At 73.0% G+C, this 15581-nt stretch carries 16 protein-coding genes; 1 reads left to right on the forward strand and 15 read right to left on the reverse strand.

All coding sequences use genetic code 11. From position 1 onward, the window contains the following. Positions 1–19: 19 nt before the first annotated feature. Positions 20–892, reverse strand: a complete 873-nt coding sequence (rpsB, locus tag ACFU6K_RS10785) for a 30S ribosomal protein S2 (RefSeq protein WP_380662218.1) — start codon at positions 890–892, stop codon at positions 20–22. Between the two features lie 852 nt (positions 893–1744). On the opposite strand from rpsB, the gene ACFU6K_RS10790 reads away from it, so the two are divergent. Beyond that, positions 1745–2260: a murein hydrolase activator EnvC family protein gene (locus tag ACFU6K_RS10790; RefSeq protein WP_380662219.1), complete on the forward strand. Its 516-nt coding sequence runs from the start codon at positions 1745–1747 to the stop codon at positions 2258–2260. Between the two features lie 125 nt (positions 2261–2385). On the opposite strand, the gene ACFU6K_RS10795 is transcribed toward ACFU6K_RS10790, so the two are convergent. The 14 genes from ACFU6K_RS10795 to rimM all read right to left on the reverse strand — a co-directional run bounded on the left by ACFU6K_RS10795 (position 2386) and on the right by rimM (position 15442). Further along, positions 2386–2970 carry a TetR/AcrR family transcriptional regulator gene (locus ACFU6K_RS10795; protein WP_380662230.1) on the reverse strand — a complete coding sequence of 195 codons (585 nt, stop codon included), beginning with the start codon at positions 2968–2970 and terminating at the stop codon, positions 2386–2388. A 214-nt stretch (positions 2971–3184) separates the two neighbouring features. After that, entirely contained in the window at positions 3185–4243 is a 1059-nt protein-coding gene (whiG, locus tag ACFU6K_RS10800) for an RNA polymerase sigma factor WhiG (protein WP_380662220.1), read from the reverse strand. A gap of 336 nt (positions 4244–4579) precedes the next feature. Continuing rightward, positions 4580–5776, reverse strand: a complete 1197-nt coding sequence (dprA, locus tag ACFU6K_RS10805; RefSeq protein ID WP_380662221.1) for a DNA-processing protein DprA — start codon at positions 5774–5776, stop codon at positions 4580–4582. Then, positions 5773–7488 (reverse strand): YifB family Mg chelatase-like AAA ATPase, encoded by a 1716-nt coding sequence (locus ACFU6K_RS10810; protein ID WP_380662222.1) that lies wholly within the window; start codon positions 7486–7488, stop codon positions 5773–5775. Before ACFU6K_RS10810 ends, dprA begins: the two co-directional genes overlap by 4 nt. 1 nt (position 7489) lies before the next feature. After that, the gene (locus tag ACFU6K_RS10815; RefSeq protein ID WP_380662223.1) at positions 7490–7993 is read right to left on the reverse strand and encodes a YraN family protein; all 504 of its coding nucleotides are present in this window, start codon (positions 7991–7993) and stop codon (positions 7490–7492) included. A 168-nt stretch (positions 7994–8161) separates the two neighbouring features. Continuing rightward, entirely contained in the window at positions 8162–8488 is a 327-nt protein-coding gene (locus ACFU6K_RS10820; protein ID WP_030056781.1) for a DUF2469 domain-containing protein, read from the reverse strand. Between the two features lie 55 nt (positions 8489–8543). Beyond that, a complete protein-coding gene (locus tag ACFU6K_RS10825) occupies positions 8544–9017 on the reverse strand; it encodes an NUDIX hydrolase (protein WP_380662224.1) in 474 nt (157 codons plus the stop codon). 112 nt (positions 9018–9129) lie between these two features. Beyond that, positions 9130–9882: a signal peptidase I gene (gene lepB, locus ACFU6K_RS10830; RefSeq protein WP_380662225.1), complete on the reverse strand. Its 753-nt coding sequence runs from the start codon at positions 9880–9882 to the stop codon at positions 9130–9132. A gap of 160 nt (positions 9883–10042) precedes the next feature. Further along, a complete protein-coding gene (gene lepB / locus ACFU6K_RS10835) occupies positions 10043–11050 on the reverse strand; it encodes a signal peptidase I (RefSeq protein ID WP_380662226.1) in 1008 nt (335 codons plus the stop codon). Positions 11051–11292: 242 nt separating this feature from the next. Further along, positions 11293–12198 carry a signal peptidase I gene (gene lepB, locus ACFU6K_RS10840; protein WP_380662227.1) on the reverse strand — a complete coding sequence of 302 codons (906 nt, stop codon included), beginning with the start codon at positions 12196–12198 and terminating at the stop codon, positions 11293–11295. Between the two features lie 97 nt (positions 12199–12295). Then, the gene (gene lepB, locus ACFU6K_RS10845; RefSeq protein ID WP_380662228.1) at positions 12296–13276 is read right to left on the reverse strand and encodes a signal peptidase I; all 981 of its coding nucleotides are present in this window, start codon (positions 13274–13276) and stop codon (positions 12296–12298) included. A gap of 78 nt (positions 13277–13354) precedes the next feature. Further along, positions 13355–13705 (reverse strand): 50S ribosomal protein L19, encoded by a 351-nt coding sequence (gene rplS / locus ACFU6K_RS10850; protein WP_030306736.1) that lies wholly within the window; start codon positions 13703–13705, stop codon positions 13355–13357. Between the two features lie 154 nt (positions 13706–13859). Next, positions 13860–14678 (reverse strand): tRNA (guanosine(37)-N1)-methyltransferase TrmD, encoded by an 819-nt coding sequence (trmD, locus tag ACFU6K_RS10855; protein ID WP_380662231.1) that lies wholly within the window; start codon positions 14676–14678, stop codon positions 13860–13862. 191 nt (positions 14679–14869) lie between these two features. Then, a complete protein-coding gene (gene rimM, locus ACFU6K_RS10860; protein WP_380662229.1) occupies positions 14870–15442 on the reverse strand; it encodes a ribosome maturation factor RimM in 573 nt (190 codons plus the stop codon). Positions 15443–15581: the final 139 nt, after the last annotated feature.

A 15581-nucleotide genomic window follows, 5' to 3' on the forward strand; every position in this document is an offset into this window, starting at 1 on the left:
GCCCCTCGCCCTTGGTACGTCAGGCCTGCTCGGCCGGCGCCTCGGTGGCGGGGGCCTCGACAGCGGCCTCCTCGGCGGCGGGGGCCTCGGCGGCGGCGGGGGCCTCCTCGGCCTTCTTCTCGCCCTCGATGAGGTCCTTCTCCCAGGCGGCCAGCGGCTGGTCGGCGCCCGGCTCGGCCTTGGCGTCGCCCTTGGCGACACCGGCGCGGGACTTCAGGCCCTCGGCCACGGCGTCGGCGATCACGCGGGTCAGCAGGGTGACGGAGCGGATCGCGTCGTCGTTGCCCGGGATCTTGTAGTCGACCTCGTCCGGGTCACAGTTGGTGTCGAGGATGGCGACGACCGGGATGTTGAGCTTCCGGGCCTCGCCGACCGCGATGTGCTCCTTCTTGGTGTCCACGATCCAGACGGCGCTGGGAACGCGCTGCATGTCGCGGATACCGCCGAGGGTCTTCTCCAGCTTGTCGTGCTCGCGCTGGAGGACCAGGAGCTCCTTCTTGGTGAGACCGGAGCCGGCCACGTCCGAGAAGTCCAGCTCGCCGAGCTCCTTCAGACGCTGAAGGCGCTTGTAGACGGTCGAGAAGTTGGTCAGCATGCCGCCGAGCCAGCGCTGGTTCACGTAGGGCATGCCCACGCGGGTGGCCTGCTCGGCGATGGCCTCCTGGGCCTGCTTCTTCGTGCCGACGAAGAGGACGCTGCCGCCGTGGGCAACGGTCTCCTTGATGAACTCGAAGGCGCGGTCGATGTAGTTCAGCGACTGCAGGAGGTCGATGATGTAGATGCCGTTGCGCTCGGTGATGATGAAGCGCTTCATCTTCGGGTTCCAGCGGCGGGTCTGGTGACCGAAGTGGACGCCGCTCTCCAGCAGCTCCCGCATCGTGACGACGGCCATTGCCGTACTCCTTGGTGTTACGGCCCGGCAGCGGCGCTGCGTCGCAGCGATCGCCCACAGCCGGGTCAGTCTCGGTTTGTCCGTGGCGGCCAGGTGACAGCCACGCCTGACGCCCCGAACGTGCCGAGCCGCTACCACCCTTCCGGCCCGGGGGCCGGTCGGGCTCGGCGGACCGAGCGGCACTCGCACCTGGCGGGGCTGCGGACGAACCGCGTCCAGCCGCCGGTGGCGGGGCGTGCGAAGTCGACCCGGCGGACCGGGTCGCGTGTGAAGTGTACGGGAAGCGCCGAGGGGCGGGCGACTCCACGCGTGGCCGGGGGCCCGCCGAGGACCTGGGAGGAGCCCGGGGAACGGCCGGGGTGGGCGGGTTCCGTTGGGCTGCGGCAGCGTTCCTGCGGGGCTGCGGCGGGGTCGGGGCGGGTCGCGCGGGGCGGCCGGGGGTGGAGTTCGGGGTGGAGTTCGGGTGGAGCCGGGGGTGGGCGCGGAGGCGGGTGCGGGTGCGGGTGCGGGGGGGGGGGCGGACGCGGGTCGGTCGACCGCCTGCCTCGGGTCCGTCGCCGGTATGCCGTTTGTACACCGGATGGCGGCGCCCGTACACCCGCCCGGGGGATGGTGCTGGGGCGTGGGGGCGGTTTGTCCACAGGAATCCGGATGTGGGTGGTGTGGGGGCGGCGCGGGGGCGAGCCTGCGGGCATGACTGGGCGCGGGTGGTTCGGCGGGGTGATCGGGGTGGGTCGGGTAGGTCGGCGGGCTCTCGGGGTGCTGCCGCTGCTGGTGGCAGCGGTGCTCGTGGTCGTGCTCGCGGTGCCGGGGGCTTCCTGCGCCTCAGGTGTCTCAGGAGCCTCACCGGCTTTGGGAGGTATCGGTGCCGTCGGCGTCGTCGGCGTCGGTGCCGTCGGCGTCGCCGGCTCAGGCGGCGAGGCCGGGCGGGGTGGTGCGCGGGCCTGGCCGGTGGGTGGGCCGGACGGGGTGCTGGGCCGGTTCGAGCCGCCGGCGAAGGTCTGGGCCGCCGGGCACCGGGGGGTGGACCTCGCCGCCTCACCCGGGGCGGAGGTCCGGGCGGCGGCTCCCGGAGTGGTCACGTTCTCGGGGCCGGTGGCGGGGCGGCCGGTGGTGACCGTCTCCCACCCGGGCTCGGGCTCTCCCCCGCTCCGGACCACCTATCTGCCCGTCACCGGCACCGTTCCGGTCGGCACCCCGGTGACCGCCGGACAGACGATCGGACTGCTCGCTCCGGACGGGCGGCACTGCGCCGGGCGCGACTGCCTGCACTGGGGCCTGCTGCGCGGAAACCGCTACCTCGATCCGCTGGCCCTCTTCGGCGCGGGCACGGCCCGGCTGCTGCCGCTGGACAGCGGGGACGGGTAGGGAGCCCCGCCGCGCGTCCATCGGCGAAGCGCCGGGCCGAGGCCAGGATCGGGGCTGGGTGCGGGGTTGGGGCCGGGTGCGGGGTTGGGGCCTGGGGCGGGCCGATGGCAGGCCCGGAGCCGGGCTCAGGGGCGGACGAGCCCGCGCAGCACCATCGCGACGGCGGCGTCGGCGATCTCCTCGGGGCTCTCGGTCGCACAGCCTGCGCGGCCCCCGGTCGCGGCCTGCTCGGCCCTGCGGGTCGCAGCCTCCACGACGCCCTGGACCAGAGCCGCGGCGAGCCGGGGCTGCTCGTGACCGAGGTCCTCCAGCGTCCGGCCGACCAGACCGGCCAGCCTGCCGTGCGCCGCCCTGATCCGCTCACGCGCGGCCTCGTCGAGCTCCAGCGCAGAGATCGCCACCACCGCGCGGTGCCGGGGGTCGGCGGCCAGTGCCAGCTGGCCCCGGACGTAGGCCTCGATCCGCTCGACGGCGGTGTCGCAGCTCTCCATCCCGGCCTCGATCTCGGCCGCCCAGAGCGGGAGGTCCACCTCACAGAGCGCCTCGACCACGGCGGCGCGGGAGCGGAAGTACTCGTAGACCGAGGAGCGCGCCAGCCCGGCGCGCGCCGCGAGCGCGGGGAAGGTCAGGGCCTCCATGCCACCCTCGGTCAGCAGGATGCGGGCAGCATCGAGGAGGGCTGCCCGCTGGAGCTGGCGATGCTCGGCCACCGTGGCCGCTCGGATCTTCGGCACGGTCCCACTGTACGGAGCCCTACCTCCGGCCGGTACGGCGCCGCGCATCGGAACGGGGCCCGGGCCCGGCGACCGGCTTCTGACGACCGCCGGCAGACACCCCTCCGGTCGGCACCCTTGCCGTCAGCGCCCTTACTGTCAGCGCCGTTGCTGTCGGCCCCCGGCTGCCGGCGCCCTTGTGATCGGCGCCCTATCGGATGTCCGACAGCTTGGCGCGCAGCTGGAGGACGGACTTGGTGTGGATCTGGCTCACCCGACTCTCCGTCACCCCCAGCACCTGTCCGATCTCGGCGAGGGTGAGGCCCTCGTAGTAGTAGAGCGTCACCACCGTCTTCTCCCGCTCGGGGAGGGTGTTGACCGCCTGGGCCAGCAGTCTGCGCAGCTCGCGGTCCTCGGCCACCTCGACCGGGTTGTCCGCACCGTGGTCGACCAGGGTGTCCATCAGGCTCAGCCGGTCACCGCCCTCCCCCGCCGGGTGGAGCAGCTCGTCCAGCGCGACCACGTTGGCGAGCGACAGCTGGCTGAAGATGGCGTGCAGGTCCTCGATCGCGATGCCCATCTCGGCCGCGACCTCGGGCTCGTGCGGTGTCCGGCGCAGCCTGGCCTCCAGCGTCGCGTACGTCCGCTCGACCGCCTTCGCCTTCTGCCGCACCGAGCGCGGGATCCAGTCCAGGGCGCGCAGCTCGTCGATGATCGCGCCCCGGATGCGGCTGATCGCGTAGGTCTCGAACTTGATGGCACGGTCGATGTCGAACTTCTCGATCGCGTCGATCAGTCCGAAGACCCCCGAGGAGACGAAGTCCGCCTGTTCGACATTGGAGGGCAGGCCGACCCCGACCCGACCCGCCACGTACTTGACGAGCGGTGAGTAGTGGAGGATCAGCTGCTCCCGCAGCCGCTGGTCCCCGGTCTCCTTGTAGGAGCGCCAGAGCTCTTCGAGCGCGGTCCGCCCTGGGGCCGCGACCTCCCGGGCACCCTGCCCCTGGCCGCCGTCCGCCGCCTTTTCCCGGCGGAGCGGGGACACCGGCGAGGCGAACGCCGGAGGGGCGGCGCCCCGGGCCGGCGCACTGCCGGGCGGCCGGGGCGCGCCGGCCGCGACCGCGCCGGGGGGCACACCGGCGGGCGCCCCGACGGGCGCGCCGTCCAGGTCGGCCGCGCCGGTGCCCGGGGCCGGCTCGGCACCCCGGGCCGCATCCGTAGGCTGGGGCACCACCGTCGGCCGCCCGCCCTGGCGGGACAGGCCTCCCATCGTCCCCACCTGCTTGGACGGGAAGTCGGACGCGGGGCGCCGCTCGGTCCGCGGCCCTCCCGAGGACCGAGCGCCACCGGTCACTCTGTGTCCGGGAATGTGTGTGGGCATACGTTGGTCTGCGCCGTTCTGCCGAGTCATGTGCTGATAGGGAAGGCATGTGGAGCGTAGCGTGACCGACTCGCTGCAAAGCGCTACCGCCACTCGGTCGTCCCCCGATCCGGTGGCGTTCGCGCACCGGATCCGGGCGACGGACAGCAGAACCGGATCGGCAGGTCAGCCGGGCGGATCCGACGTGCGTTCCCTCTGCGCAAACGTGTTCCCGGTCCCAGCGGCTCACCTCCTCCGCACCACGCGCCAGTGCGCGCCGTACCGTTCCACGTAGCCGAGCGATCCCAGCTCGTAGAGCCGTTGCAGGACTTCGTCCGGCGGGAGGCCGGACTGCCGGGCCAGCCGCTCGACCGGCGCGCCCTCCGCCGTCGCCGGTACGGCCTCCAGCACCCGGGCCACCGCCGGCTCCAGGAGGTCGCGCGGGAGCACCGGGCCGCTGCGCTGCGGCGCGAGGTCCTCCCCGATCGCCCCGATCAGCTCGGTGATCTCGGCGGCGTCGGTGACCAGGGTGGCACCGCCGCTGCGGATCAGGGCGTGCACCCCGGCGGAGAGCTCCGAGGTCACCGGGCCTGCGACGCCCATGGTGTGGCGGTTGAGGTCCCGCGCCCGTCGGGCCGTGCTCAGGGCGCCGCTGCGCACCGCCGCCTCGACCACCACCGTTCCCCGGGTGAGCGCCGCGATGACCCGGTTGCGGAGGACGAAGCGGAAGCGGTTCGGGTGCTCCCCGGGCGGGAGTTCGCTGACCAGCAGGCCCTGAACGCCGATCCGTCGGATCAGTTCGGCGTTGCCCTTGGGATAGGCCACGTCGACGCCGCAGGCGAGTACGGCGGCGGTCGTCCCACCGACCGCGAGCGCCCCGCGGTGCGCAGCCGCGTCGATCCCGTAGGCGGCTCCGGAGACGACCACCCAGCCGCGCTCGGCCAGTTGGGCGGAGAGCTCCCCCGCGACGTGGGCGCCGTAGGCCGTACAGGCGCGGGAACCCACCATCGCGACCGAGCGGAGCGCGAGCAGCCGCAGCGAGCCGGTGCCCGTCACCCAGAGCCCGATCGGGCGTCCGTCACCCAGGTCGTCGAGTTGGCTGGGCCACTCCGTGTCCCCCGGAATGATGAACCGCCCACCGACGTCCCGTACCCGTTTCAGGTCCATCCTCGGATCCAGCCCCGGGAGCCGCGCCTGGTACCCGGACAGCCGGGTGGCATCCAGTCCGGGGTGGTCGGGCACCCTCCCGTCCCGGATCGCCTTCACCACGTCGACGGCGGGGAGTTGGCCGAGCCATCGGCCGACCACCGCGTCCCCCGGCTCGCTGAGTCGGCCGAGCAGCACCCTGGCGAGGCGTTCGGGCTCGGTCTCGGCGGTGGCCCCGGGACCGGGCCCGGCATCGGCACCACCGGGAATTCGAGGTTGCCTCAGCAACTGGTTCATGCCTCACCCTTCTGGTTTCGCGAATGCTCGTCGGACGGTTCGGACGGCCCGGACCGGTCGCCGTCCGGGCTGGCGCGCTGCGCCGGGATTCCGCCGAGCCGCCCGAAGACCCGCTCGGTCAGCGGCAGTCCGTGTTCCACCCCGGTGCGCAGAACCAGGGCGGTGCGCACGTCGCGTTGGTCCGGCCGGTCGCGTCCGGCGAGGTCGGCGACCGTCCAGGCGACCCGGAGCACCCGGTCCAGGCCCCGGGCGGTCAGCAGCCCCCGCTCCAACTGCCGTGCGGCGTCGTTGAGTGCGCCGGCCGTGAGCCGCCAGCGGGTGCGCAGCTCGTGGCCCGGGACCTCCGCGTTGGTCCGCCACGGGGTGTTCGCCAGCCGGGCCGCCGCCCGCTCCCGCGCGGCCAGCACCCGGGCCGCGACGGTCTCGGTGGTCTCCGCCGTGGTGTCCCGCTCCATGAGCTCGACCCTGGTCACCGGGGCCACCTGGACCTGGAGGTCGACCCGGTCCAGCAGCGGCCCGGAGAGCCGCCCCTGGTAACGGCTGACCATGGCGGGGGTGCACTCACAGCCCTCGCCCCGCCGCGAGTACCGGCCGCACGGACAGGGGTTGGCCGCCAGGCAGAGCAGGAAGCGGGCCGGGAGCCGCAGCGATCCGGCCGAACGGGCGATCACCACCTCGCCCGACTCCAGCGGCTGGCGCAGCGCGTCGAGCACCCGGACCGGGAACTCCGGTGCCTCGTCCAGGAAGAGCACGCCCCGGTGGGCCAGCGAGACCGCCCCCGGTCTCGGCAGACCGCTGCCACCGCCGACGATGGCCGGCATCGTCGTGGAGTGGTGCGGGGCGCAGTAGGGCGCGGTGTCGATCAGTGGGCGCCCGGCCGGGAGCAGCCCCGCCACCGAGTGGACGGCGGTGACCTCCAGTGCCTCCTTCTGGGTCAGCGGCGGGAGCAGCGCGGGCAACCGCTCCGCCAGCATCGTCTTGCCCGCGCCCGGTGGGCCCTTCAGGTAGAGGTGGTGTCCTCCGGCCGCGGCGATCTCCAGCGCCCGTCGGGCCTCGTACTGGCCGGCCACGTCGGCCATGTCCAGTCGGGCCGCCTTGTCGTCGGGCAGGCCCCGCACGCCCGCGCTGGGCAGCATCAGGCCGGCCATCAGCGGATCCGGCCTGCCTCCGATCGGATCGGGCGGCTCCTCCGGTGCCGCCGCGCCCGTCAGGATGGCGACGAGCTGGCGCAGGCTGCGGACGCCGATCACCGTCACCCCGGGGACGAGCGAGGCCTCGGGCGCGGTCTGCTCGGCGACCACGACCCGCTGGTACCCGGCGTCGGCGGCGGCCAGCACCGACGGCAGCACCCCTCTGACCGGCCGCACCCGGCCGTCCAGCCCCAGCTCGCCGATGATCAGCAGGTCGGCGATGGCGGAGGGGTCGAGCCGTTCGGCGGCGGCCAGCACGGCGCAGGCCACCGCGAGGTCGAAGCCGCTGCCGCTCTTGGGTACCGAGGCGGGGCTGAGGCCGACCGTCAGCTTGCGCTGCGGCCAGGCCTCGCCGCTGTTCACGACCGCGGCACGGACCCGGTCGCGGGCCTCGGTGAGCGCCTTGTCGGGCAAGCCGACCAGGGTGAACGCGGCCACCCCGGGCTCCAGATCGGCCTGGACCTCGACGATCACTCCGTCGACGCCGACCAGCGCGACGGAACAGGTGCGGGCGAAGGCCATCTCAGACCACCCCCCGCAGGTGGTCGACCAGGGCCGCACCCCGCGCCCGGTTGACCACCGCGACCAGGTCGATCCGCACCCCGCCCGGTGGGGCGGGAGGCCATTGCGGATCGGTGGGCCCCGGGTCGTAGCCGGGCCCGGCCAGTCGGGCGAAGTGATCGGGCCAGCGCTCGGCCATCCAGCGCTCGGCCAGGCGTTGCAGTCGGGCGGCCTTGGTCCGGTCGATGGCCTCGGTGGGCTGCTGGAATCCCCGCTCGGAGCGGGTCTTCACCTCGCAGACCGCCACGGTGTCGCCGTCGAGGGCGACGATGTCCAGCTCGCCCTCGGCGCAGCGCCAGTTGAGGTCCAGGATGCGGAGCCCGGCCTCCGCGAGGCGGCGGGCGGCGACCCGCTCCCCGTACCGGCCGAGCCCGTTCCTGGTGCTGCGGTCCGGGATCGCCCGCGGGGCCTTCCCGGCTGCGGCCGTGTCCGGTACGGCCTGGTCCTGCACGACGGTGTGCTGCATGGTGACCACCTCCGCCGAGGAGGCTGCCCCAACGCGCACGGCGAGGCGCGGGATTTCCCGTTCCCTGTGGATAACTCGGACCTGTGGACAACTCCTGTCACCCGCAGGGGTGAGAAGCCCCGTTCCCGCGAAATTCGGCTGGACAACGCGGGACGGAGTCGTCCAACGTCAGTTCCCGAAGCCGGACTCGTCCGAGGGCAGCTCCAGATCGCTCTTCGCGAGTTCCTCGATGTTCACGTCCTTGAAGGTCAGCACCCGGACCTTGCGGACGAACCGGGCCGGCCGGTACATGTCCCAGACCCACGCATCCGCCATCGACACCTCGAAGAACACCTCACCCTGGACCGAGTGCACCTGCAGCTCGTAGTCGTTGGTGAGGTAGAACCGTCGCTCGGTCTCGATCACGTACTTGAACAGGCCGACGACGTCCCGGTACTCCCGGTAGAGCTTGAGCTCCATCTCGGTCTCGTACTTCTCGAGATCTTCGGCACTCATCCAGGCGTCCCCTCAACTTGTCACGTCCACCCATTGTGGACCACCGCACCCACGGTCAGAGCCGTACCGGATCCACCGGCGGGCCCTCGGCCAGCAGCCGCTCCAGGAAGTCCGCCAGACCGACCGGATAGACCGTCTCGGCGGTCCCCCTCAGTTCCTCGACCGTCCACCAGCGCGCCGCGAGCAGCTGGGCGTGCTCGTCGGCGCCCATGCCCGAGTGGTCCAGCCCCGTCTCCGTGGTCCGGGCCAGGTGGAACCACTGCTCCTGCTCGTAGCGCTGTCCCTGAAAGGAGAACGACACCGTGCCGTACGCCACCAAGGGCCCCAGGTCCACATCCCGCAGGCCGGTCTCCTCGGCGAGCTCCCGCTCGGCGGCCTCCCGCACGTCCTCCCCCGCCTCCAAACCGCCCCCGGGCGTGAACCACCACGTCTCCCCCGGCGTGGCCGGGTCGGCCCCCAGGAAGAGGAGGATGCGGTCCAGCCCGTCCAGCAGCAGGATCCGCGCCGCTCTGCGACGCCGTGCTGTCATGGCGGCGCTCCACGCTCCTTCCGTTCGCATCGGTGGCGCTACCGATCCTGCCACCCGGCGCGGCCGTCCGGGGCGATGTTCGACAGAGCGGCCCGCGGGGCGACGGCCCCGCTCAGGTGCTGCGCCCCCGGAGCCGGCGGGCCAGACCCGCCACCCCGCCCACCGCCGAGGTCACCAGGATCAGCGCCGCGCCCGCGACGGCGGCGTAGGCGGAGGGTTCCAGCGGCCCCGGCTGCGAGGCCTTCGGGCCCGCGAAGCCGTCGAAGTCCGTGACCCGGTCGAGCAGGCCCGTCCGGCCGAAGGGCAGCACGGTGGCCTCGACCCTGGCCTCGACGGCCTCGGCCGGGACGGTCCCGCCGTCCACCTCCAGGTGGGTGCGGGAGTCCAGCGAGCCCACCCGGTTGTCGCCGAGCAGGAACAGCCGGCCCTGCGGCACCGTCACGCTGAACGGCTGGCCCTGGCCACCCTGCGTCGCGAGGTAGGGCTCGTCCACCGGCTGCCCGTTGACCGTCAGCCGGTGATCGGCCCCGCTGGTCGCGACGGTGTCCCCGCCGACCGCGACCACCCGCTTGACCATGAGCTCGCCGCCCCAGGCCTGGTCCCGGAAGACCACCACGTCACCCCGCCCGATGTCGCCGCCGCCGACCGTGCGGGCGAGCACGGTGTCCCCGACGCGCAGCGTCGGGTGCATCGAGGCGGTGGGGATCTTGTACGGCCGGTAGTCGATCGCGATCAGCGCGAAGCCGCCGACCATCAGCACCAACCCGAGTGCCAGGGCGACGCCCTGCAGCACCGCGGCGGGCCGACGGCGCGCCCGGGCGGGCGCGGTCGGGTGGTCGGCCGTCTGCTCCACGACACTGCTCATCGACACCGTCCACCTCTGGCCGACCGGAGAACACCACTGGCACGCCGGAGGCACGGGCGGAGAAGCCGGCGGGCCGTGGCACGTCCGAGCAGATTACTCGTCGGTACCACGGCCCGCGCAAGAGCCGGGGCCAACCCGGCGGAACACGATCCGGTGGAGCTCAGGACTCCTTGCGGCTCTCCGCCCGGTCCCGCACCCGGCGCACCAGCGGGAGCAGGGCGACGGCCCCCACCGCACCGGCCACGGGGGGCGCCATCGGCGCGGCCGCCGCCAGGCCCTTCTGGTCGAAGGTGTCCGGCACCGGCAGCGTCGACCAGTGGCTGACCGGCCAGGCCACCACGAAGGCACGCCCGATCACGTTGTCCACCGGGACGGTGCCGCCGCCCGGCTGGTCCATGTGGAAGCGGGAGTCCAGCGAGTTGGCGCGGTGGTCGCCCATGACCCAGATCCGGTCCTTGGGCACCTTGACCGGGCCGAAGGGGTGGTCGCCGCAGGGGGTGTTGCCCTGGTAGACGTACGGCTCGTTGAGCGCGACGCCGTTGACCTTGACCGGCCCCTCGCCCTCGCACTCGACGGTGTCCCCACCGACCGCGATGACCCGCTTGATCAGGTCCTTCTCGTTGGCGGAGGGCATCAGGCCGACGAAGCTGAGCACGTCCTGCACACCGCGGAGGAAGGAGTTGCTGCTCTGCTGGGTCGGCTCGTCGCTCAGCCAGCCGCCCGGGTCGTGGAACACCACGACCTCACCGCGCTCGGGTTCGGCCCCGAACCACGGGGTCAGCTTGTCCACCAGGACGCGGTCGCCGACCTGCAGCGTGTTCTGCATCGATTCCGACGGAATGGAGAACGCCTGGACGAAGAACGTCTTGATCACCAGCGCGAGGATGAGCGCGATGCCGACCAGGATCGGCAGTTCCTTCCAGAACGAGCGCTGCTTGCGCGGCTTGGACGGAGCCTCCGACTCCGAGCCGTCCGCGGGCTCGGTCTCCGCGTGCGGGGAGCCCGGGGAGTCCTCCGACCCGGCACCGCCCTGCCCGTCGGCGGTCTGCGCCGCCGCGTCCTCGACCGAGGCCGAGGAGGCCGCGGACTCGGTGGACCGGTCCGCCCGACGGCCTGGGCCCTCGGGCTCTCCGGCGCCTGATCGGGCGCCGATCACCAAATCCCCCACAACGTCTCCTCCCTGCTGTGCGGACGCCCGCGCGCCCGCGCTCAGAGTGCCGCACAGCGGGCACCACGCTCACCACGACCATGAACGCCTCAGGGCTGCCCACCGCGGACTCCCCTGACACCAGCACAGCCTCGGCCCGCGACCGGGACCACTCCCGGCCGCACCTGCACTTCTCTATCACTCCAAGGCATCCGGCTCGCGGTCCCACACGCGAGGCCCGTCCGGTCGGCGGCCGGTGCGGCTCACTCCGGAGGCCGCCCCGACCGGCGAACGACGAGCGGAAGGATGCCCAACACACCCATAACGAGCGGCGGTTCCGCAGGAACCGGCCCAACGCCCACCGATCCCGCGGCAGTTCCGCCGGCCTGCGGCATCCGGGCGAGAGAGGAGAGTGAACCGGGCGCACCGAGTTGATGGAAGCGGTCCAGCGGCCAGGCGATCACGAACGCGCGACCGACCACGCCGCTCAGCGGGATCGTCCCCTGTCCCGGATTGCCCATGTGGAAACGGGAGTCGGCGGAGACGTCCCGGTGGTCGCCCATGACCCACAACCGCCCCTGCGGCACCTGGATCCTGAAGGCCTGCCGGGACGGCGGGTTGTCGGGCGCGAGGTAGGACTCCTCCACCGGGTGGCCGTTGACGCTGAGGCGCCCCTGCGCGTCGCAGCACTCGACGGTGTCCCCGCCGACGCCGATCACCCGCTTGATCAGGTCCTGCTCGTTGTCGGAGGGCAGCAGTCCGACGAAGGTCAGCACCTGCTTGGCCGCACCCAGCACCGGGCCGTCCTCGGACGGTTTGCGGTCGCGCTCCAGCCAACCGCCCGGATCCTTGAACACCACGATGTCGCCGCGCTGCGGCTCACTGCCGAACCAGGGGGTCAGCTTGTCCACCAGTACCCGGTCCCCGATCAGGATGGTCTGCTCCATCGAGCCCGAGGGGATCACGAACACCTGGACCAGGAAGGTCTTCATCACCAGCGCCACCACCAGGGCCACCAGGACGATCAGGGGCACCTCGCGGACCAGCGAGCGCTTGCGCCGACGGGCGGCCTTGCGGGCACTGCGCCGCCGCTCGGCCCGGCCACGCGCCGGCGGGGCCCCGGCCGGTCCACGGCCCGCGGCGCCGTCCTCCCCCGGTCCCCCGGGCACCGGTCCTCCCGCGGCCGGTTCCCCCGCAGCCGGTTCCCCCGCAGCCGGGCCTCCGACAGACGGGCGGTCGGCAGTCGGGCGGTCGTCGAGCCGCCCCCTACCCCTGGTCCCCATAACCGCCTGTCCCCGCAGTCGCGGCGAAGGCCGCGGGCCGGTCCAGGCCGGTCCAGCGCGAGAACGGGTAGACCACCCAGTCCGCCCGGCCGATCACCTTCTTCTCGGGCACGAAGCCGCCACCGGGATCGCCGAGGTGGTCGCGGGAGTCCCGGGAGGCGCTGCGGTGGTCGCCCATCACCCACAGCTTGCCGGCCGGCACGACGATGTCGAAGGCCACGCTCGACGGGTCGTCGCCCGGGGACAGGTAGGAGGTCTCGTCGATCGGCACGCCGTTGACGGTGATCGGCGCGCCCGGACCGGTGCTGGTCACCCGGTCCCCGCCGACGCCGATCACGCGCTTGACGTAGACGGTGTCCCCGGCCGGGGCCAGCCCGAGGTCCTGGGCGAACGAGCGCAGGCCGTCCCGGAAACCGGGCGGCTTCGCCGACTCGCGGAGGAAGGAGCCCCTCCCGTCGAAGACCACGACGTCGCCCCGCTGGGGATGGCCGCCGAAGGCGTAGGCGAGCTGGTTCGCGACCAGCCGGTCGCCCGGGCGCAGGGTCTCCTCCATCGACCCGGAGGGCACCGAGAACGGACGCGCGACGAAGGCGTTCACCAGCAGCAGGGCCGTCAGGCAGATCCCGACCAACAGCAGCAGGTCCCGCGAACGCGAGCGCCCGGGCTCCTCGTCCCGGTCCGACTCGTCCGACTGCTCCGAGCCGTCGCCGCCGGAACCGCCGGTCTGCTCCAGGCCCTCGGCCTGCTCCAGTACCTCAGCGTGCTCCGGCCCATCGGCCGCCTCTGGCCCATCGGCCGCCTCCGGCCCGTCGGCGTGCTCCGCACCGACGACGCCACCCCCCGCGGCGCCCCCCGCGGCACCTCCGACGGCGCCCCCGGAAACGACCGCGGACCGCGACAGCGAGTCCGCACCGGTGGGTGCGGGACTGCCGTCGCGGTCCGCGGGTGGTTCGTGCGTGCTCATCGGGGGGTGAGCTTACCTTGCGGCCACTCGGCCCCCTCAGAGCGTTCCGATCCCCCGGCGAGGCCGGGGGCCGGTGGATCAGCGGTCGCGCTTCTCCTTGATCTTCGCGGCCTTGCCGCGGAGGTCACGCAGGTAGTACAGCTTGGCGCGGCGAACCGCACCGCGGGTCACGACCTCGATCTTCTCGACGACCGGGGTGTGCACCGGGAAGGTGCGCTCCACGCCGACGTTGAAGCTGACCTTGCGAACGGTGAAGGTCTCACCGATGCCGGCGCCGTGGCGGCGGATGACGACGCCCTGGAAGACCTGGACACGGGAGCGGTTGCCCTCGATGACCCGGACGTGAACCTTCAGGGTGTCACCGGCGCGGAAGGCCGGAATGTCGCTACGCAGCGAGGCCGCGTCGACAGCAGCGAGCTTGTTGCTCATGTTGCTCTCCATCGCAGGCGCCACGGGCCGCCCACGGAAAATCGTCACAATGGGGTTCGCTGCGGGCCGCATCGGCTGACGACGATCCCCCCGTGGCGGGGGCGCCGGTCCACGTGTCCCCTACAGGAGGGAACCAGCGACAGACAGCAGCCGCCTATTCTTCCACATCATCGGCCGTGGACCGAAATCGGCCGAGCCGCTCGTCCCAGGCCAGGCCGAGGATGCTCAGCGCCTCGCGCTCCTTCTTGTCGAAGGCGCCGTACTGCCAGCGCTCGACCAGGTCGGGCCGGTTCGCCAGGGTCCGGGCGAAGGCCTGCTCGCGGCGCCAGCGGGCGATCTTGCCGTGGTTTCCGCTGAGCAGCACGTCCGGCACCGTCCGGCCGCGCCACTCGGCGGGCTTGGTGTAGACCGGGCCCTCCAGCAGGTCGGCCATCGCGCCCGGCGCGAAGGAGTCGTCGCGGTGGGACTCGGCGTTGCCGAGCACTCCGGGCAGCAGTCGGGCGATCGCCTCGACCATCACCAGCACGGCGACCTCGCCGCCGGCCAGCACGTAGTCGCCGATCGAGGCCTCGACCACCGGCATCCGGGTGGCCGCCTCCTCGATCACCCGGCGGTCGATGCCCTCGTACCGGGCGGGGGTGAAGGCCAGCCAGGGGCGCCCGGCCAGTTCCTGAGCGAGTTCCTGGGTGAACGGGCGCCCGCTCGGGGTCGGCACGACCAGGGTGGGCACCTGGCCCTCGGGGCCGCCGGCGACCACCGCGTCCAGCGCCTCGCCCCACGGCTCGGGCTTCATCACCATGCCGGGGCCGCCACCGTACGGGCTGTCGTCGACCGTGCGGTGCACGTCGTGGGTCCATCCGCGCAGGTCGTGGACGTGCACGTCCAGCTGCCCGCGGGCGCGGGCCTTGCCGACCAGCGAGACGTCCAGCGGCTCCAGGTACTCCGGGAAGATCGTGACGACGTCGATCCGCATGCCACTCTGCACACCACCGGACACCGCGCCACCGGGCGCTGCATCACTCGACACGGCACCACTCGACACCGCACCACTCGACACCGCACCACTCGACACCGCACCACTCGACACCGCGCCACTCGACACCGCGCCGCTCGACACCGCATCGGCGCCGACCTCGACACCCGCCCCGGCGCGCTCCTCGACGGTCACTCCGACTCCTCCGAGCCCTCGCCGCGCTCGGCCGAGGAGGTCCCCGCGACCTCGGCCTGCTCCAGGTCGATCAGCCCGGGCGGCGGGGTGATCACGGCGCGCTGGTTCTCCAGGTCGATGGTCGGCACGATCTGGCTGACGAAGGGCACCAGCACCTCCGTCCCGTCGGCCTTCCTGACCGTGAGCAGGTCCTGGTAGGGCAGGTGGACGATCTCGGTCAGCTCGCCGACCGGGGTGCCGTCCAGCAGCACCACGTCCAGGCCGACCAGCTGGTGGTCGTAGTACTCCTCCGGGTCCTCGGGGCTCTCCTCCGGGTCGACCTCGGAGATGAGCACGGTCCCGCGGAGGGCCTCGGCCGCGTTGCGGTCCTTGACGCCGGCGAAGCGCAGCAGCAGCCGGCCGCTGTGCACCCGGCCGGACTCGACGGTCAGCGGTCCGGTCGACGCGGGGTCGGTGAGCAGGACGGCACCGGGGCCGAGCCGGAGTTCCGGCTCGTCGGTGCGGACCTCGACACTGACGTCCCCCCTGATGCCGTGGGCACGGCCGATCTTGCCGACGACGAGCTGCACGGTGATCGTTCTCCTGGAGTTCCTGAGCCGCAACGAAAAGCGACGGGCTGCGAAGCGACGGGCCGCTAAGCGACGGACTGCTAGGCCATGATGCGACGGAAATACGGATGGAAATGCGAAAGGCCGACCGGGACAACAT

The organism is Kitasatospora sp. NPDC057512 (genome assembly GCF_042802135.1).
Lineage (GTDB): Bacteria > Actinomycetota > Actinomycetes > Streptomycetales > Streptomycetaceae > Kitasatospora.